The organism is Hahella chejuensis KCTC 2396, assembly GCF_000012985.1.
GTDB lineage: Bacteria > Pseudomonadota > Gammaproteobacteria > Pseudomonadales > Oleiphilaceae > Hahella > Hahella chejuensis.
The window spans coordinates 3,684,171-3,701,126 of record NC_007645.1 but is presented as its reverse complement, the minus strand read 5'-3'; the positions used below and the strand labels follow the sequence as shown (position 1 = coordinate 3,701,126).

The following is a 16,956-nucleotide window of genomic DNA, read 5'->3' as shown; positions in this document are numbered from 1 at the left end:
AATGAAGAGTATTGAAAAAGCAATTGAAAGGTTAAAAGAAAAAGAAAAATTCTGCGTCGAGTATTATCAGCCTGAATGGATGTTGGCTGATGCGGTAGTCGTTGAATTGAGTCAGTTTGACGTCACGGAATACAATATTTTTGATATTTTCTCCAGAGACGTGATTGAGAATTACATCCTTGCCCCAGCTGAACCATTTTTGAGTGTTAAAGAGGGTAGCGTTAAAGTTGAGAGCTTTATTAAAGCCAGTGGGGCGGAGCTTAAAAAAGTCGATCATTCAAGCTTGGCTCCCTTGTATCAAAAACTGATTCACGAGTGGGAGAAGGCTGGTTGGATAACGATCATTAGAGATGCGGATGGCAATAATTCTCTAACCATATGCATTAATGAAAAATAAGACGAATACACCTTTTATTTGAACTCTATGAACTGGTCAACCCAAAAATGGACAGGTGGAAGTGGGTGAAGAGTTTGAAGTCGAGCCATACGAGGGCTTTATGGCTTTTGTAGGAGGTGATGAGCATGGTCATGACGATATAATCGGATAAAGTAGAATGACAGTATTAGCTTCAGAAATTAAAACTAATAAACTCCGTTACATTGACACGTTTCAAACCGTCAAAGGGTGTTTTTCAGGGCCGCCATTTAGTCTGGATAACACTGTAAAACTTAATGTCGAGAGTTTTGAAGATACTTTTTTCGAGTTCTTGTCTGTTTTAGTCGGTGGAAGATCTCTCCTTAACTATGATGTTAAATTGCACGGTAAGATTGCAGAGGACAGGAACGATTTATACATAGACGAAATTGGCTATATTAAATTTTATGTGAGAACGGGAGCCTCTGTATTTATATGTCCGCCTGATAATCCTCACTCGCTTGAATCAGTTTTGAGTAACTTTGAGTTCGATAAAGTGATTTGCGGTGATATAAGCCTAGATGGGATAGTCTTGAGCTTTCGCACAGTAGATGGAAGCAAAGTAAGTTTTGATGAGAAACCTTATGGCTTTTTGGTTGACTTCCTTGAGTGTCACGACTTTTTTGACAAGACAGTGACTCTCATTGCTGATGTAGAGTCAGAAGAACATGATGGCGTACGCAACGTCACGGATATTCACAAAGCCAAAGCTGTTGTGGGAAATGCAGTGTTTGAATGGAATGAACAAGCTATTCATGCATAATGCGAAGTATTGGTTCACTTGGATGATAATATTTTTTCTTTACATGTATCAGGCGATAATAAGGGTGACTTGTCAGAGAGCGTAGGTAATAGACTAAATTTAGAAATGGGAAGAAACTATAAACTCACAGCTGGAGTTGATTCTAGATTTATCGAAATTCCATGTGGCGAATTGAATGAAGCTCTGAAAGAACTGGATGTGTGATTGAGTTAACTTTTTTATTGTAATTATATCGTGAAACTAATCGGTGGATTTAACGGAATTGACGGTTGTGTGGGGCGGCCATTAAGAGTAATGGGGATCATTTTTGCCAATGAAAAATCAATGTTTATATGTGATTCTGATGATTTTTTAAATGCTAATAGAATTGTAATAAAAGATACTAATTTTTATGAAACTTTGTCAGTGCACATTGAGCCCAGAACCGGCGGCGAATGGGAGTATGTCGATTTTTGTGAAGTCAGCGGAACCCTTCTGATATGTGATGGGAACGCGACGTTATCTGACATAAAACACATGACGCTGAAAACAAAATGGATTAGCTATGATCTCTACTTTGATGGTCGCGAGAGAGATCTGGAAACTGATGCGTCAGAGGCGATATGTCGGTTAATGGTTGAAAAAGGAGGAAAAACATGGATAAGCGGCTATCTTGTTGACGTAAAGGACGGTGTTTTTCTGTCAGATAGAATCGACGCCAATATTAATGATGCTGACGTTATTAGAATCGTTCAACCTGATATTCACGAAGTGGTTGAGAATAACTTTAACCCGACGGTTGACTGGCCTGAAATTCGAGAGAAAGTGACCGTTCTGGCGGAGCTTGTTGAAAAAGATGGCTCTGTTGAAGTCACTAATATTGAACGCTTTAAGGTTGATTACGGGGCGCTGGTCATAACCTTTGAAGGGAAAGGTGAATATACCTGGGGGAGTGTATACTAATGTACTGCGTTTACTACTCCATTGAGTCGGCCAAGAAATATAGGTCGTCACGAAACTCCCCTTTAACTGAAGGTTTAGATGAAATCTATTGCCTTATGGACGATTTAAGGTCTGAGGGAAAGGATTTCATATTTATTTATGTGGAAGAAGACACAAGCAGAACAACGTTGACCCTGACAGGGAAGAGATACAGCGTTGAAATTATGACGTCTGCCACATATACAAAAACTATGGACAAGCAGGAGTTGCTTGACTTTATAAGAAATTTTGAATATGTAAGGGGTGATCCAGAGAAGTATTCGTTTTGTGAGGAGGATGTTTATTGAAGTTTGGCCTCCTTTCGTCTCATGTGTTTTTAGTTTGGCAACGCCTTGTAGTGTGTGAAATATGTTAAGTGAGCTGCCGAATTTTAATCAGAAATAGCGGTTTTGAAGAGAGTTGAATTAATAAAAAGTATGATATTTATCTATGCCTATTTGGATTGAAAGAAACTATAGTTAGAAGAAAGAATGAAAAGGCCGATTTCTCAGCCTTTTCCACTCTTATTCAGTTTCCACCATCATTCAGCTTCCACTCCCACTCATCACTCGCCTTCAACTCTCATACTTCACCGTACAGCCGTAGGGTGGGGTGGCTTTTGGGTCTACGGGCATGCCTTCGAACAGGGATTGCATGCCTTTGTCGAGATAGTTTACCGCTTTGGCGATGTCCGCTTTGTTGGCGGAGCGGATGCTGTCGATGGCGCCGGCGTAGCGCAGTACGCCTTCCGGGTCGATGATGTACATATGCGGCGTGGTTTTGGCGTCGTACATCTTGCCGACGGCGCCGTCCGGGTCCAACACCACATGAGTGGGTTTAGCGTTGCGGCTGGCGGTGAGCGCGTTGGCTTCATCGGCTTTCACGTAGCCCTGGGTTCCCGGCGCGGAGGAAATGATAGTCAGCCAGACCACATCCTCAGCCCGGTATTTGCTTTGCAGGCCCTGCATGTTGCCGCTGCCGTAGTGTTTGCCGACGTAAGGGCATTCGTGGTTGGTCCACTCCAACACCACGTACTTGCCTTTGTAATCGCTCAGGTTGACGACTTCGCCATTACTGTCAATAGCGCTGAAACCGGGCGCCTGAACGTCTATTTTCGGCGCCGCCTGCGTCCATACACTGGCCGCCAGCGTTAACGCCGAGAGTGCCTGTAACAACAGCCTGACTTTCATAACGGATCTCCTCTTTCGCCTGTTCAATGCCTCGGATCAACAACTCCGGCGTGAGAAGCTGCGGCAGCACCTGTCCGTCAGCCATGCCCGCGTACACCACATACAGCGGTACGCCGGCGCGGCCATAGCGTTGCAGGTAGCCGAAGATCTCATCATTCCTGTTGGTCCAGTCTCCCACCAGATAGTGGACGTTTTCCGATTCCAGCAAGGTCTGCACCTGGCCGGAGGAAAACGCCACTTGTTCGTTCACTTTGCAGGTGATGCACCAGTCTGCGGTCATATTCACCACCACCACTGCGCCCCGGGCGCGCAGGGTCGCCAGCTTGTGTTCGCTGAACGCCTGTGCGGCCTGCGGCGGACTCGCGTCCTGCGATGTCTGCGCCAGCCTCAAAGGCTGTGACATGACGGCGAGCGTCGCCACGGCAACCAGCCAAGAGGGAAGCCTGGCCAAATGTTGGCGACTCCAGGCCCAGAAACCCAGACCCAGTAGCGCGATCATCAGCCATAAGTGCGCATAGGCGCTGGTCTGTTGCTGGTATATCCATGCCAGCCACAACACCGTGGCCAGCATGGGAAACGCCAGAAATTGCCGGAATGTATTCATCCAGGGGCCGGGTCTGGGCAGGCGTCGTTGCAGCGCGGGAATGAAATAGATTAACGATAAGGGCAGCGCGAACCCCAACGCCAGCGCCGTGAAAATAATGAATACCATCAGGGCGTCGCTGACCAGAGCGACGCCAATCGCCGCTGCCATAAACGGCGCCGTGCAAGGGCTGGCGACCAGCACTGCGAGGACGCCGGTGAAAAACTGACTTTGAGCACTGTCGCCTTGCGTCAGTGACTGGCCCATCCCGGCCAGTCGTCCGCCAACCGGGGCCAGATCCATCAGATTCAGCGCGATAAACAGAAACAGGAAGGACAGCAATCCGATGACTATCGGATTCTGCATATGAAATCCCCAGCCCACCTCCGATCCTGCGGACTTGAGCGCCACAATGATCGCGGCGAAAGCCATGAAGCTGCCCCATACGCCAAACGCGTAAGCCAGTTTGTGCATAAGCGTGTGATGTCCTTGACGCAACCCGAGCGCCTTGATGGACAACACCGGCAGCACACAGGGCATCAGATTAAGAATCAGGCCGCCGGCGAACGCCATTAACATCAGCAGCCACAGAGATAGGCTCTCAATTCCCCCCTGGGATGTCTCTTTTACGCTCGCGCCAGCGTTGTACTCGCTATGCAGGTAGTAACCCTGCTCGCCGTTGGTGAGCAGGAATGCGATAGGTTGCCCCTTTGCGGACAGGTACTCTGAGCGGGGCGTCAGAAGCCGGGTGACGTCGCCGTCCCGAATCAACTGTTGAGACGCGCCGTGTACAACGACATTGCCTTCCAAAGGCAGTGCGCGCCAGGGGCCCGCCTTGGGCGCTGTGAATGCGAGGACCAGATGAGAATCGGTGACTTCATAGCGAGCGGAAATGATTTCCTGCGCCGGTAAGTTCAGCCGGGTCTGCTCAAACAACGGATGATGCTCGCTTGGCGACGGTTCCGCCTCGACGGGAAGGTTCATAGACAAAGTCGCCCAGCCGGGGATGCAGTCTTCCCGGCAAACCAGCCAGGAGATATCCACGGAAATATCTGCGTTGGACTGCGACAGCTCGCCAACTTGTAGCGGAACCATCAGCAAGTGTGCGCCGGAGTATCCGTAGTTGGTGAGATGGGCGACTGGAATTTCGTCAGGAAGCGGCCACTGAATATCGCCGGCCTGAATGGTTGGCGGCAGGCGCCAGGTGAGGGTAGGCGGCTCTCCAGAATCCCCCGGATTGCGCCAATAGGTATGCCAGTGCGGGTCCGGCTCAAGAATCACCCCGACCCAATGGGTCCGCCCCGGCGCCACACCGTCCCATTCACTGACCAACTGCACCCGGATATGCTCGCCCGTGGCGCTGTCGGCAGCCGAGGCAAAGCCCGCCATCACCCAAAGTAACAGGGCTCCGCAAACCCGAAGTATGAAATGCCACTGCCTGGGAACCACCGTCAACACAACCATGGCGCCGACCTGACGTATCCGTGAGAGTAGTCTGCCTATTTTAGGATAATTTTTATACGAGGGAGGAGACCTAACGGATTGTTAATGGGGGGAGGGTAAAGACTACAAAGTTATGGGGACCTTAGAGGATGTTCACATACTCTAAGGTTAGGAGCATCTACAGTATTATGCTAATTCGGGGGATTGTGGGATGCGAACTTCCAATATCCTGCTATATTTTGCTAGATCATTGCGTTAATTAGCGTACCAGAATTGTGAGCATAGCTAGCGTTGGAGACAAAAATATGGATATTCAGCCACAATTTACAAATCTATCTACATTGTTGACAAACCGTCTTTTCCGGATTCCTCGTTATCAAAGAGCATATTCGTGGCACAGGAAGCAGCGCGAGGATATGTTTAATGATATTAAGATGTTAAGGGGGAATTCTGAGTCTAATCATTTTATGGCGACAGTAGTCGGCTTAAGGCGGGGTTTGACAACGATAGTTACTGATCAATATCGTGTTGTGGAAGTTGTAGATGGTCAGCAGAGAATTACAACACTGGTTATCTTGTTGAAAGCAATAGAACAAAACTTAGATAGAAGAATAAAAGATGAAAAAAAGCTTGCAAGCGAATTGGAGGAGCTGCTAGTTAAGCAAGATGAACTGAGTTTAGTGTTGTTACAGACAAATCATGATAAAAGTCATTACTTCTCCAACTATATTAGGTCGGGTGAGCGGGTTGATATAAAAGGAGTGAGGACCATAGCGGACCGTGAGATACTGAGTGCCATTGAAGACTGCGACAATTTTGTTTCTGCTTGGGAAGACAAAATAGAGTTGTTAAGAATTATTAAAAATCAGCTAACTTTTATATTTCATGAAATAGATAATGAAGAAACTGTCTATACAGTTTTTGAAGTGCTTAATAATCGAGGGCTTAGAGTTTCATGGCTGGATAGACTGAAAAGCATGCTTATGGGAGTTGCATTCCAGAAAAGTATGGGCAATGTTAATGAGCATATTGAAGAGTTGCATAATATTTGGGGAAATATTTATGAGGCGATAGGACTCCGTCAAGGACTAAGCGGTGAGGCTCTGAAGTTTGCAGCATCACTTAAGTCGAAAAACCGCCCCAGCAAACCTCACAGTGAAGAGTCAGCAGTTCAACTGTTTATGGAACTATGTGACGGAAAGGCTGAAAAATCCATCAAATTATCATATTGGCTGCTGGAAGTCGCAAAGGCTGTTGACAGTTTTCTTGGAGATACCTTTCGCTCAAAAGCGGTAACAAATATTGCGCAAGCACGCTTACTGGCAGTCTCAATTCTACTCTCTAGCTTTTCAGATGAAGAGAAGCGCTTACTTTTAGACAAGTGGGAAAAAACGTCTTTTCGTGTCTACGGGCTGTGTGCGAAGGACGCAAGAACTGCTATAGGAGATTACGTCCGGCTGGCTTGGGATGTTTTGAATACTCCTCGAATTACTTCTGAGGAAGTCAAGCAGCGATTAGACCGATTTAGTGAAGGAAAAGAGCACGATATAAATGAAGCAATTAGGCAGCTTCAAAATGAAAACTGCTATGAAGGCTGGGAAGAAGAGCTGAGATATCTTCTTTACCGATATGAAGAGCATTTATCTGAAAATAAAGGTCAGGATTTTAGTAACGAACAATGGGCTCGAATTTGGGAAGCAAGTGCAGCTAAATCTATTGAACATATATTTCCTCAGTCAAAGGGGGCTTTGGAGTATATCGAGCCAGGGCAACCAGGAATATTTGTTCACCGTCTTGGTAACTTGCTTCTACTGCCTCCCGGCTTAAACTCAGTGTTGGCTGACAAAGACCCCGTGGATAAGGCGGAAAGTTATCGAAGCACTGGACTACACTGTGCAACGGAAGTGGCTAATATGATAAGTGAAGGAGGGTGGGCTAATGAGCAAATTGAGGAAAGAGAGAAAAATATTATTAAGTGGGTGAGGGAAACCTGGGCCTAGGGCTATTCATTGTGTCAAGATATATTTCTAATATGTTATTTTATTTAAATGTAAAAGAGCTCTCTGATGTTGCGTAAGTTGTTGAGGCGTTGACTATATCTAATGTGTTTTAGTGGTGGTTATAACCGAGTTATTAGATAAATGAAGGGAGCGAACTCCCCTCGAATCCACCAATTGGATTTCAACTCAAAACGACGCCGCGTCGTTCACCTGGATTTCCACCGACGCCAGTACGTCCCGGAAATGTTTGCAGCGTTCGAGTCGGAGGTTGTACACCACACCTTCATCTGGATAGTAGACTTTCCATTCGCCGTTTTCGATGGGAGTGAATGACACTTTGCTTCCTGATCTTCCCATGCTGACCGAGGTGGTGGACGCCAGCACTGGCAGGCCGATGGCGTTGCCGACGTCGATATAAAGTCCTTCTCGATTGGTGTGCGCGCCGCGGCACCCGGCCAGGAAGACAAATCCGAATTTTGAAGGGGTTAACATGCGTGTCGTCACTAAGTGCTTGACGATATCTGCGCCGGTTTTGCGTTCGCTGGAGTTGATTTTGAATCGAAGTTCGTTGGCGTGGCCAAGCAGCACCAGCGGAAGCTTGCCGTCGCCGTTGCGTTCATTCAGAAGGGTGGAGCTGCGCCATGTCGTCCGATCCAAAGCGCCTTCAAGCGCTGAGAAGATATCGCCGATCTGACTGTCTCCGCTCGTTACCAAAACACCTAATCCGCTCGCCATCTTTCTTCTCCTTTAGACAGATGCATAGAGGGCTCGCTCTCTGAGCCGGAACGCTGCTGGAGCGAGGCTGTATAAGCAGAATATAAGGCGTTTTTAGAGAGAGATTACCTTCAACGCCGTGAAGAATATTTGTGGTGTGTTTGCTCCTTGCAGGCTCCAACCAAAGGGACGCTCCACGCCCCCCTCCCTCAAATCGTCCCTCCCGGAGAGATCACATACCCCAAATCTATCACGGATTCGAAGTCTGGTTGGCCTTCCAGGCGGGCGAGGAGGGCTTCGGCGGCGAGGGCACCCATTTCGTGGCGGGGGGTGAGGACGCTGGCGAGTTGTGGGGTCATCACCTGGCCGACGTCGTGGCCGTGGAAGCCGGCGATGGCCATTTCCTGGGGGACTTTGATGCCGCGCCGCAGGCATTCGAAATAGGCGCCGATGGCGACGTCGTCATTGGTGCAGAAGATAGCGTCGGTCTCCGGCATTTCATCCAGAATGCGGGTCATCAAATGCGCTCCCACACTAAAAGACGAGCGTGCGGCGTATTGCATGGTGCGCGGCGCCAGCCCCGCGTCGCGCATGGCCTGTTGATAGCCCTCCTGACGCTGTAGCGTGCGGGTGTCGAGTCGAACCGAGAGATAGGCGGTGCGACGGTATCCACGTTGAATCAACGTGCGGGTCATATCGTAGGCGGCCTGCACGTTATCAAAGCCAATGGCCTGATCCAGCGCGGGACTGCGGGTGTCCATGATTTCCACGGTTGGCGTTCCGGCGGTTCTGATCATCTGCAGAGCGCGCTCTGTATGCCGGCTTTCGGACATGATCACTCCATCCACGTTGTAGGCGAGCAAGTTGGCGAGATTCTGCTCCTCCAGCTCTGGACTGTAGCCGTAATGGGTGAACATCAAATGATAGCCGCGGCTCTCCGTCACCTGCTCAATGCCGCGGATCACATCGGAAAACACCTGATTGGTGAGGGACGGGATCAGCACGCCGATGGCGTGACTGCGGGACTTGGACAAAATATCCGGCGCCCGGTTGGGGATGTAGCCTAACTCCCGCACCGCCGTCTGGATCTTGTGGCGCAGGGGCTCAGAAACCAGTTCCGGTTGTCGCAGGCAACGGCTTACCGTCATCTTGGTGGCGCCGACCTGGTCGGCGATGTCCTGTAGCGTAGGTCTTCTTTTTTTCACTGCGTTCCCTTTGAATCTGATGCGGGATGGCTCCGCGATGAACCCATATCATCCAGCGCCTGTAAACAAGCCGTCAGCACCTCTTCCGCAGACTGGCGGATATCAATAAGGATAGCTTCATCGGCAGCAGGCTCCTCCAGCGCGGTGAACTGACTCAACAGCATGTCGGGACCTTTGAAATAATGGCCGCGGCGCTGGCTCAGGCGTTGCAGGATCGTATCAAAATCTCCTTGTAAATAAACATACTGCAAACCGGGCGCGCCTGCGCGCAGCAGACCCCGATACTCTGCTTTCAAAGCGGAACAGGCCAACACGAGACTTGGTTCACGTTGGATCAGCGCCGACAGATCCGTCAACCATTGCGCACGGTCGGCGTCGGTAAGCGGCGCGCCACGGGCCATTTTTTCTACGTTGGCGGCGCTGTGAAAATCATCAGCGTCGAAGAAGGGCAAATCCAGGCGTTGCGCCAGGGCGGCGCCGATGCGGCTTTTACCGCAACCGGACACGCCCATTACGACTATTTTCAAACTGTTTTCTCTCTTTTCTAAGCGGGCATCGCGGGTTTCTGTACGGGATTCCATCGGGTGGGGCTTCCTGTCCATTACGCCCACCATAACGCCAGTTGCGGGAAGGCGATCAGTAGCGCCAGAGCGATTAATTGCAACCCGATAAAGGGCAGCAGGGAAATAAATATCTCACCCAGGGAGATGTCCTTGGGCGCTACAGACTTGAGGTAGAACGCGGCGGGCCCGAATGGCGGCGACAGAAACGACACCTGCATGTTCATGCAGAACACCACGCCAAACCAGATCGGGTTATAGCCCAGCTCCACCACGATGGGCACGAAGATCGGCATGGTCAGCAAGGCCACGCCCACCCAGTCGAGAAACATGCCCAGCACCAGCAGAATGGCCATCATCAATAGAATGGTGGTGAGACCATCGCTATCGCTGAAGGACAAGATGCTCTCCCGCACAAAATCGATACCGCCCATCAGGTTGTAGACGCCCACCAGGGCGGTGGCGCCGATGCCGATCCAGATGATCATGCCGCAGCTACGCAAGGTGGTGATGCAGCTTTGCTTCAGCATGGTGGCGTTCAGTTCGCCGCGAATCAGCGCGCTGAGGGCGATGCCGACTACGCCCAGCGCGGACGCCTCGGTGATGGACGCAACGCCAGTGTAGATACTGCCCAGCACCACCGCGACGGTGAGGATCGGAAACATCAGCGCTTTGGTCCAGTTCGGAGGCGTTGGCTCGGGCTCCTCGTCGGCGTGATCGGATGGCAAGGGCGCCCAGTCAGGACGTAACTTGGCGGCGGCGAGCACATAGAGGATATACAGCGCCGCCAGGATCAACGCCGGCGCAAAGGCGCCTTTGAACAGGTCGCCGATAGACACATTGGCGGTCAGCCCGTAAATGATCAACACGATACTGGGGGGCAGCATGGTGCCTAAGGCGCCGCCGGCGCAGGTGACGCCGATGGCCAGACGACGGTGATAACGCAGACGCAGCATCTGCGGCAGCGCCAGCAGGCCCAGCAACACGGTTTCACCGCCGATGACGCCGGACATGGAAGCGAGAATGACCGCTACAACCAGCGTCTGCACCGCCACGCCGCCGCGGACCTTGCGGCCCAACCGGTTCATGGCGTCGAACAGGTCGCGGGCGATGCCTGAGTGATCGAGCAGGGCGGCCATCAACACAAACATGGGCACCGCCAGAAAGACGTAACTGCCGACAAAACTGTACATGCGGCTGCTGACCAGAGGCAGCGCCTGCGGGCCGAACCAGCCCAGGGCGAAGGTCAGCGCCACCAGCCCGGTGGCGAACGCCAGTTGCATGCCGGTAAGCAGCAAAACGATCAACATAACCAGCATCAGCAGACTGCCGTAGGCGATGCCGATGGAAGATAAATCAAACATCCTCGGACGTCTCCTTGGCGGACGGATTGTTAATGGCGAACAGTCGTCTGAGATCGCGGATCAGGTGCAGAATCATTTGCACCGCCAGTATGCAAAACGCGGCGAATATCAGACCTTTCAGATACGCGGGGAAGTGCGGATTCCAGGCGGAGCCGGAGGATTCCAGTCGCAGGTCGCCCCAGGGCGCGAACCAGGCCTTTTGCGCCATGAACCAGGAGCCGTAGATCATCATGCCGCAGAAGCTCAGCCCCAGCAGATGATGCAACAGTTTCAGCCAGGCGCGGACTTTGGGGCCGACGGCGTCGTAGATCACCACTACCCGCACATGCTGGTCGTTGGCGAAGGCATAGAGGCCGCCGACGACGAACAGCGCCGCCCCAATAAAGGTGGCGGTTTCGTGCACCCAGATAGTGGGCGAATTGAACACGTAACGCATGGCCACTTCATAGAAGGAAATCACTACGACCAGAATAAACAGCAGACTGAGTTGGCGGCCCAGCCAGTTGATGCAGCGGTCGAGCGGATTGGCCGGAGCGGGCGTTCTCGCCTCCTCCAGCTCTTGCATCAGATCGGACATAAAGCGGCTCCTGAATCAGGGCGACGCCGGTCAATGCGGCCTGCGCTCGCCCATAGGCACAGTTGGGAAGTTTGACGCCAGTGGGCTATAGCAGCCCTTGTTGCTTCAGATAAGTGGTCACGGATTCATAGACCTTCTTGGCGTTGGGAGATTGCTTGGCGAATTCCTCCCACTGACTGCGGGCGATTTCGCGGAATTTCTTACGCTCTTCCGCCGGCCAGTCATGGATGGTGATTTTGGGATTGGCGCGTGCGGTTTTGACCGCCTCGATATCCGCCATACGCAGCTGTGTGCTGATGTCATGAGCGAAATCCCGGGCGGAGGTGGTGAGGATCTCCTGAATGTCCGCCGGCAGCTTGTCCCACTGCTTCATACCCATGGCGATTTCCAGCAAGGGCAGGGAATGGAAGCCTGGGTATACCGGATGCGGCGCCACATCGTTCATGCCCGCCTCCTGGTTGGTGGAGAACACGGTGTAATCCGCTGCGTCGATCACCCCTTTGCTCAAGGCGGTGAACACTTCCGAGCCGGGCAGGTTCACCGGAGCCGCCCCCGCGGCGGCGAACACCGACTGCACCAGCCCTTCCGGCGCTCGTAGTTTCAGGCCTTTTAAGTCCGCCACGCCATTCAATGGTTTCTTGGAGACGAACGCTTCCAGTCCCGTGGCGCCGCCGCCCACGAATTTGACGCCATAGGGTTCGTACAGCTCGTTCATGAGCTCGTAGCCGCCGCCGTAGTTGATATAAGTAATCAACTGATCCGGCGACGACCAGGCGCCAACGGTGTTGCCGATCAAGCCGAACGCGGGGTCTTTACCGGAGAAGTAACCGGTGACGGAAATATGTCCGTGGAGCACGCCCATGCCCATGGCGTCCAAGGTTTCCGTGTGGCTCACCACGCTGCCCACTGGCAGTAATTCGATGTGCAGGCGGCCGCCGCTCATACGCTCAACGCGCTCGGCCCATTCCTGCTGCACTTTGAAATTCTTCACCCCGGAAGGGTCGGATGACTGAAATTTGAGTTTGAAATCCGCAGCGCTTGCGGTTCCGAAGGACAGAGCAGCCGCCAAAGCGCCCGCTGCGAGAGAGGTCGATAACTTCATATGATCGCTCCAATTCTTATTTTTAACGGAGTATCGCCGCCGTTAGTTAATGACGGCTTCAGGGTTAACGCAATTCATGCTAGGCGTGTTACCGGTAACATTCTAATAAATTTGTTACCGGTAACTTTTAAAAATTAATAAATAACAACTATCAATATGACGATGACGGCAGTGCACGCTTTTTTCATCAAAGTCAGATCAAATAGTGATCAATATGCTAAAGTTAGGGTACTTATCGAATCGGGTTTTTATGCGTTAATTCAGAGTTATAGCAGGAGTAGGGAATATAGGAAAAACGATTAGGGAATGTCGGCGATGGAAAGTTATTACCAGACGATACTGAACTTGATAGCGCAATCTCCTAACTCAGACTCACTCTTCCAGTCTTTCCTGAGGTTGCTCACCGAGAGTACCGGCTGCGATAGCGCGGTGTTTCTGATTACGGATCTGAATAACCTCGGCGATTCTCACAGCGACTACATCTACAACGTCCCGGTTGAGCATCAAAACATCTATGAAAGCTACTACGATCAGATAGACAAGACGAACGAGACCATCTCGACTTGCCGACAGGATCTGGTGTTTGTGCAGGATCTTCCTGAAGCGTTGACCAGTCGGGAAGTCGAGAATGATTTCATGGCGCCCAACGGATACAAGGGACGCGCCGCGTTCGCTTTCCCCCGCAGCAACAACTATGTGACGAATCTGTACTTGTGTCGGGACGGCGATTTCTCAGAAAACGACAGAAAGAGGCTGGCCCGCTCGACCCATTCCATTCGTTTGGCAGTCCAGGAAATACTCAATAACGAACGCAGAAAAAATTTTGCGCGATCCTTGCTCAACGCTACAGGCAGCCTGGGAGGCCTGCTTGGCTATGTCATCGTTGACGACAAAATGAATGTGGTTGATATGGATTCCGATCTGGTTTTCCTGTTTGTCAAAAAGCAGATAAAAATCGAGAACCAAAAAGTTCATATCTATGAGCCGGGGCTGGCGAATATCCTCGATATGTCCGCTCGCTTCGGCGCCATGATGACGTACCCTGCGACAGACTCCGACTTTACCTATGATATCGCGATGGCGCCCACATCGCTGCTGCGGGGACTGCTGCCGTGGGAGATACCGCCCAAAGGCGTGGTGATCGCCGTGTACGACCGCCACCGCTGCGTGATTCATTTAAAGAAGCTGATGGACTGCTACGGACTCACCAGAACGGAAGCGGAAACCACGCTGCACTTTTCCCAAAAGCCCCATAACAAGTTGCTCGCCTCTGAGTTGTCGAAGGCGCCGGAAACAGTCAGAACCCATGTCAAAAGAGCCATGCATAAGATGGGCGCGCACTCTCAGTCGGAGTTGGTGCGCCTGGTGCTGAGCATCACCATGCCATGATGTTGTGAAGGCTGTCTCCTGACCTGAAAGCGCCCCCAATTGGGGTATTTCCAGCTATTCCCATTCCTTCTAATCTTGTAATGACGTTATCAAATGGCGGTATTGAAAACACAACAAGAGGGATCTAATAGTGACCAATTGGAATGTGTGGCCGAATTGGGCTGATGAGAGTTCAGTCTGCCCGGTCGCAAGGCATGAAGACGTGATGTCTTCGCGCCCTGGCGGTACAGACTCCACGTCAGCGCCCAAAAATAATTCACAGACGTTGGAGCGTTCGATAGAAAAGTATAAAAAATTCCTGCGATCCGAAGCCGACAAACTGAACACCCATAAAAACGAAATTGGAAAGAAGGGATAAGGCGGCCAAGCCTGACCACGAACAGGCTGGGCAGTGATGATAGATTTCGGATTATTCACAGCGATACGCCGCGCTGACCGCCAATACCACTCGACAGCGCGGCTGGTTCTATGAAGCTTCTCATGACGCCTCGCCAGAGATCGAGAGATGCGGAGGCGTCTTGGTTCCAGATCGGTGGCGAGGCTGTCATTGCAAATAATCACCTGATTAATAACATGCCAGTATCATCGCCATATTAATAATGGCTGAGCGCTTATAGAAACTCCGGTTGTGCCGACGGCTCTTTGTCCGCGTACTCGGTCGCCTCTGCATTTGCGGGCATCAGTTCCCGCCACCAGTAGGTTTGCTGCGCGGGCTCCGCCAGCACCAGGGGCGCGCCGATTTTTGGCGTACGCAACGTCACCTGACGCTCTCGCGCCAGTTCCGCAATGCGTTCAAGGGGGTCATACCAGGCGTGCATCGCCAAGTCGAAAGTGCTGTTGTGAATCGGCATCATCTGCTTGCCCTGCAGATCGATATGAGCCTGGATGCTTTCTTCCGGGTGCATATGCACGCCGGGCCAGTTGTGGTTGTAAGCGCCGGTTTCGATCATGGTCAGGTCGAAGGGGCCGTACTTGTCGCCAATCTCCTTGAAGCCTGGGAAGTAACCGCTGTCGCCGCTGAAGAACAGGCGTTCTTTTGCTCCCAGCATCACCCAGGACGCCCACAGAGTCGTATTGCCGTCGAACAGGCCGCGACCGGAAAAGTGCTGCGCAGGCGTCGCCGCCAACGTCACAGGCCCAACCTGCACTGACGACCACCAGTCCAGCTCGGTGATTTTTTCCGCAGGGACGCCCCAGGCCTTTAGCTGTCGGCCCACGCCAAGGGGGGTATAGAAATGCTCGACGCGAGAGTTTAGCGCCTTGATGGAGCCTGCATCCAAATGATCGTAGTGATTGTGTGAAATCAGCACGCCCTTGATTGGCGGCAGTTGCTCCATCTCAATGGGGGCAGGGTGGAAACGTTTGGGGCCGGCCCACTGCACCGGGGAGGCCCTGTCCGAGAATACCGGATCAGTCAGCCAGAAGTCGCCTTCGAAGCGAATTAACACGGTGGAATGGCCCAGGCGGTATACCGCGTTACGTTCTTCGCTAAGCAATTGCTCAGATTGCATTGGCTGCAGTGGAATCGCCTTATCCGGACGAGCGGCGGCGCTTTTATCAAACAGGAAGCTTTTCAGCATTTTGCCCATGCCTGCGTTCGCCAGCGTCGGGATGGAATTATGAAATTTGCCTTCGTGGAAGTTGTCGCTGTATGCGTCGGAGGAAGCGACTGGCGATGTCGGCGCGCCCAGACCGGTCAATGTGGCGAGAGTGTCGTCGTTTTGCATGGCTAAAGCTCCCAATGTGATAACAACCAAGCCGAATAACAGGCGTTTTTTCATGATGTGTATCCAACCGGTCTGTTCAATTGTTTGTAAACTACACCGAGCAGTGTACTCGTAAATTTTCAAAAGTAAACTGGAGAGTGTAAACTTCTCTGCATTGTTCACTTCTACCCAACACGACCTGGATAAGGCAATGGAAAAGAAAAAAAGTCTGAGCGAACGTAAACGTGAAGCGATTCTGAACGCTGCGGTCAGTGTGTTTCAGGAGTCCGGCTTTCAAGGCGCGAGCATGGATCGCATCGCCGAGCGGGCGCAGGTGTCCAAACGCACGGTGTACAATCATTTCACCAGCAAAGAAGCCTTATTTATTGAAATCACGGAGCAGGTATGGCGCAAGGCGATGGACGCCACAGAGTTTCCTTACCAAAGCGACGCCCCCCTGGCTCCACAACTCACCGCCATTGCAGAACAGGAACTGGAGCTGCTGGGATCGGAAGGCTATATCGCCATGGCGCGCATGGTGTTGGCGGAATACATGCTGTCTCCCGACCTGGCGCGGCAGGCGATGCAGAAAATGCAGGAAAACGAGGGCGGAACCAAACGCTGGCTAAAAGCCGCCATGGCGGATAAAAGACTGATCAAGGTCGACCCGGAATTCGCCGCCACCCAATTCATGAGCCAGATAAAAGCCTTCGCCTTCTGGCCGCAAATCGTTGGCCACGCGCCCAACCCCACGCAGGCGGAGCGACGTGAAATCGTCGCCGCTGCGGTGGAGATGTTTTTGGGGCGTTATGGAAAAAGTGAATAAATAATGCACTCTCGCGAAGTGGCTTTTTAGAGCTTCTCTGGGACAGTCCAGAGCAGAGCTTAAGGAAGCTCTGCTAGTCAGGCTTCTGTGTTGTCGCGACCTTCCAGAGGTCTAAAAATTCATCTGAAGATATCTCTAGGTCATTTTTGGATAAGCTAA

At 51.7% G+C, this 16,956-nt stretch carries 17 protein-coding genes; 8 read left to right on the top strand and 9 right to left on the bottom strand.

Going from position 1 to position 16,956, the window contains the following annotated elements; genetic code table 11:
- Position 1: 1 nt before the first annotated feature.
- The 5 genes from HCH_RS15945 to HCH_RS15930 all read left to right on the top strand — a co-directional run bounded on the left by HCH_RS15945 (position 2) and on the right by HCH_RS15930 (position 2,446).
- Complete coding sequence (locus tag HCH_RS15945) at positions 2-397, top strand: hypothetical protein (RefSeq protein WP_011397364.1); 396 nt, start codon at positions 2-4, stop codon at positions 395-397.
- Between the two features lie 157 nt (positions 398-554).
- Positions 555-1,178: a hypothetical protein gene (locus tag HCH_RS15940; protein ID WP_011397361.1), complete on the top strand. Its 624-nt coding sequence runs from the start codon at positions 555-557 to the stop codon at positions 1,176-1,178.
- A gap of 18 nt (positions 1,179-1,196) precedes the next feature.
- Entirely contained in the window at positions 1,197-1,382 is a 186-nt protein-coding gene (locus tag HCH_RS33835; protein ID WP_148212590.1) for a hypothetical protein, read from the top strand.
- 30 nt (positions 1,383-1,412) lie between these two features.
- On the top strand, positions 1,413-2,120 hold the full coding sequence (locus tag HCH_RS15935) for a hypothetical protein (RefSeq protein ID WP_011397359.1): 708 nt from the start codon (positions 1,413-1,415) through the stop codon (positions 2,118-2,120).
- A 95-nt stretch (positions 2,121-2,215) separates the two neighbouring features.
- Positions 2,216-2,446, top strand: coding sequence for a hypothetical protein (locus HCH_RS15930; protein ID WP_148212589.1), 231 nt, complete (start codon positions 2,216-2,218; stop codon positions 2,444-2,446).
- Positions 2,447-2,713: 267 nt separating this feature from the next.
- Here the strand turns inward: HCH_RS15930 and HCH_RS15925 are convergent, their stop codons facing one another.
- Both HCH_RS15925 and HCH_RS15920 read right to left on the bottom strand, forming a co-directional pair.
- Entirely contained in the window at positions 2,714-3,328 is a 615-nt protein-coding gene (locus HCH_RS15925) for a redoxin domain-containing protein (RefSeq protein WP_011397358.1), read from the bottom strand.
- Positions 3,216-5,375 carry a protein-disulfide reductase DsbD family protein gene (locus tag HCH_RS15920; RefSeq protein WP_011397357.1) on the bottom strand — a complete coding sequence of 720 codons (2,160 nt, stop codon included), beginning with the start codon at positions 5,373-5,375 and terminating at the stop codon, positions 3,216-3,218. Before HCH_RS15920 ends, HCH_RS15925 begins: the two co-directional genes overlap by 113 nt.
- 284 nt (positions 5,376-5,659) lie before the next feature.
- Here HCH_RS15920 and HCH_RS15915 point away from each other — a divergent pair, with 284 nt between their 5' ends.
- On the top strand, positions 5,660-7,354 hold the full coding sequence (locus tag HCH_RS15915; protein ID WP_011397356.1) for a DUF262 domain-containing protein: 1,695 nt from the start codon (positions 5,660-5,662) through the stop codon (positions 7,352-7,354).
- A gap of 186 nt (positions 7,355-7,540) precedes the next feature.
- Here the strand turns inward: HCH_RS15915 and HCH_RS15910 are convergent, their stop codons facing one another.
- The 6 genes from HCH_RS15910 to HCH_RS15885 form a co-directional block, all read right to left on the bottom strand.
- On the bottom strand, positions 7,541-8,089 hold the full coding sequence (locus HCH_RS15910; protein ID WP_011397355.1) for a hypothetical protein: 549 nt from the start codon (positions 8,087-8,089) through the stop codon (positions 7,541-7,543).
- A gap of 188 nt (positions 8,090-8,277) precedes the next feature.
- Entirely contained in the window at positions 8,278-9,273 is a 996-nt protein-coding gene (gntR, locus tag HCH_RS15905; RefSeq protein ID WP_011397354.1) for a gluconate operon transcriptional repressor GntR, read from the bottom strand.
- The gene (locus HCH_RS15900) at positions 9,270-9,800 is read right to left on the bottom strand and encodes a gluconokinase (protein ID WP_041599619.1); all 531 of its coding nucleotides are present in this window, start codon (positions 9,798-9,800) and stop codon (positions 9,270-9,272) included. Before HCH_RS15900 ends, gntR begins: the two co-directional genes overlap by 4 nt.
- A gap of 74 nt (positions 9,801-9,874) precedes the next feature.
- Positions 9,875-11,197, bottom strand: coding sequence for a TRAP transporter large permease (locus tag HCH_RS15895; protein WP_011397352.1), 1,323 nt, complete (start codon positions 11,195-11,197; stop codon positions 9,875-9,877).
- Positions 11,190-11,774 (bottom strand): TRAP transporter small permease subunit, encoded by a 585-nt coding sequence (locus HCH_RS15890; protein ID WP_011397351.1) that lies wholly within the window; start codon positions 11,772-11,774, stop codon positions 11,190-11,192. Before HCH_RS15890 ends, HCH_RS15895 begins: the two co-directional genes overlap by 8 nt.
- Positions 11,775-11,859: 85 nt before the next feature.
- Positions 11,860-12,876 (bottom strand): TRAP transporter substrate-binding protein, encoded by a 1,017-nt coding sequence (locus HCH_RS15885; protein ID WP_011397350.1) that lies wholly within the window; start codon positions 12,874-12,876, stop codon positions 11,860-11,862.
- Positions 12,877-13,182: 306 nt separating this feature from the next.
- Here HCH_RS15885 and HCH_RS15880 point away from each other — a divergent pair, with 306 nt between their 5' ends.
- Positions 13,183-14,265: a helix-turn-helix transcriptional regulator gene (locus HCH_RS15880; protein ID WP_041598706.1), complete on the top strand. Its 1,083-nt coding sequence runs from the start codon at positions 13,183-13,185 to the stop codon at positions 14,263-14,265.
- Between the two features lie 611 nt (positions 14,266-14,876).
- Here the strand turns inward: HCH_RS15880 and HCH_RS15875 are convergent.
- Complete coding sequence (locus tag HCH_RS15875; protein WP_238384906.1) at positions 14,877-16,046, bottom strand: MBL fold metallo-hydrolase; 1,170 nt, start codon at positions 16,044-16,046, stop codon at positions 14,877-14,879.
- A gap of 136 nt (positions 16,047-16,182) precedes the next feature.
- Between HCH_RS15875 and HCH_RS15870 the strand changes: the two genes are divergently transcribed.
- Positions 16,183-16,797 (top strand): TetR/AcrR family transcriptional regulator, encoded by a 615-nt coding sequence (locus HCH_RS15870; protein ID WP_011397346.1) that lies wholly within the window; start codon positions 16,183-16,185, stop codon positions 16,795-16,797.
- Positions 16,798-16,956: the final 159 nt, after the last annotated feature.

Coding starts and splice junctions, on each gene's coding strand:
- HCH_RS15945 (WP_011397364.1), top strand. CDS start 2: ATGAAGAGTATTGAAAAAGCAATTGAAAGGTTAAAAGAAAAAGAAAAA.
- HCH_RS15870 (WP_011397346.1), top strand. CDS start 16,183: ATGGAAAAGAAAAAAAGTCTGAGCGAACGTAAACGTGAAGCGATTCTG.
- HCH_RS15895 (WP_011397352.1), bottom strand. CDS start 11,197: ATGTTTGATTTATCTTCCATCGGCATCGCCTACGGCAGTCTGCTGATG.
- HCH_RS15890 (WP_011397351.1), bottom strand. CDS start 11,774: ATGTCCGATCTGATGCAAGAGCTGGAGGAGGCGAGAACGCCCGCTCCG.
- HCH_RS15885 (WP_011397350.1), bottom strand. CDS start 12,876: ATGAAGTTATCGACCTCTCTCGCAGCGGGCGCTTTGGCGGCTGCTCTG.
- HCH_RS15910 (WP_011397355.1), bottom strand. CDS start 8,089: ATGGCGAGCGGATTAGGTGTTTTGGTAACGAGCGGAGACAGTCAGATC.
- HCH_RS15880 (WP_041598706.1), top strand. CDS start 13,183: ATGTCGGCGATGGAAAGTTATTACCAGACGATACTGAACTTGATAGCG.
- HCH_RS15915 (WP_011397356.1), top strand. CDS start 5,660: ATGGATATTCAGCCACAATTTACAAATCTATCTACATTGTTGACAAAC.
- HCH_RS15920 (WP_011397357.1), bottom strand. CDS start 5,375: ATGGTTGTGTTGACGGTGGTTCCCAGGCAGTGGCATTTCATACTTCGG.
- HCH_RS15930 (WP_148212589.1), top strand. CDS start 2,216: ATGGACGATTTAAGGTCTGAGGGAAAGGATTTCATATTTATTTATGTG.
- HCH_RS15875 (WP_238384906.1), bottom strand. CDS start 16,046: ATGAAAAAACGCCTGTTATTCGGCTTGGTTGTTATCACATTGGGAGCT.
- HCH_RS15925 (WP_011397358.1), bottom strand. CDS start 3,328: ATGAAAGTCAGGCTGTTGTTACAGGCACTCTCGGCGTTAACGCTGGCG.
- HCH_RS15940 (WP_011397361.1), top strand. CDS start 555: ATGACAGTATTAGCTTCAGAAATTAAAACTAATAAACTCCGTTACATT.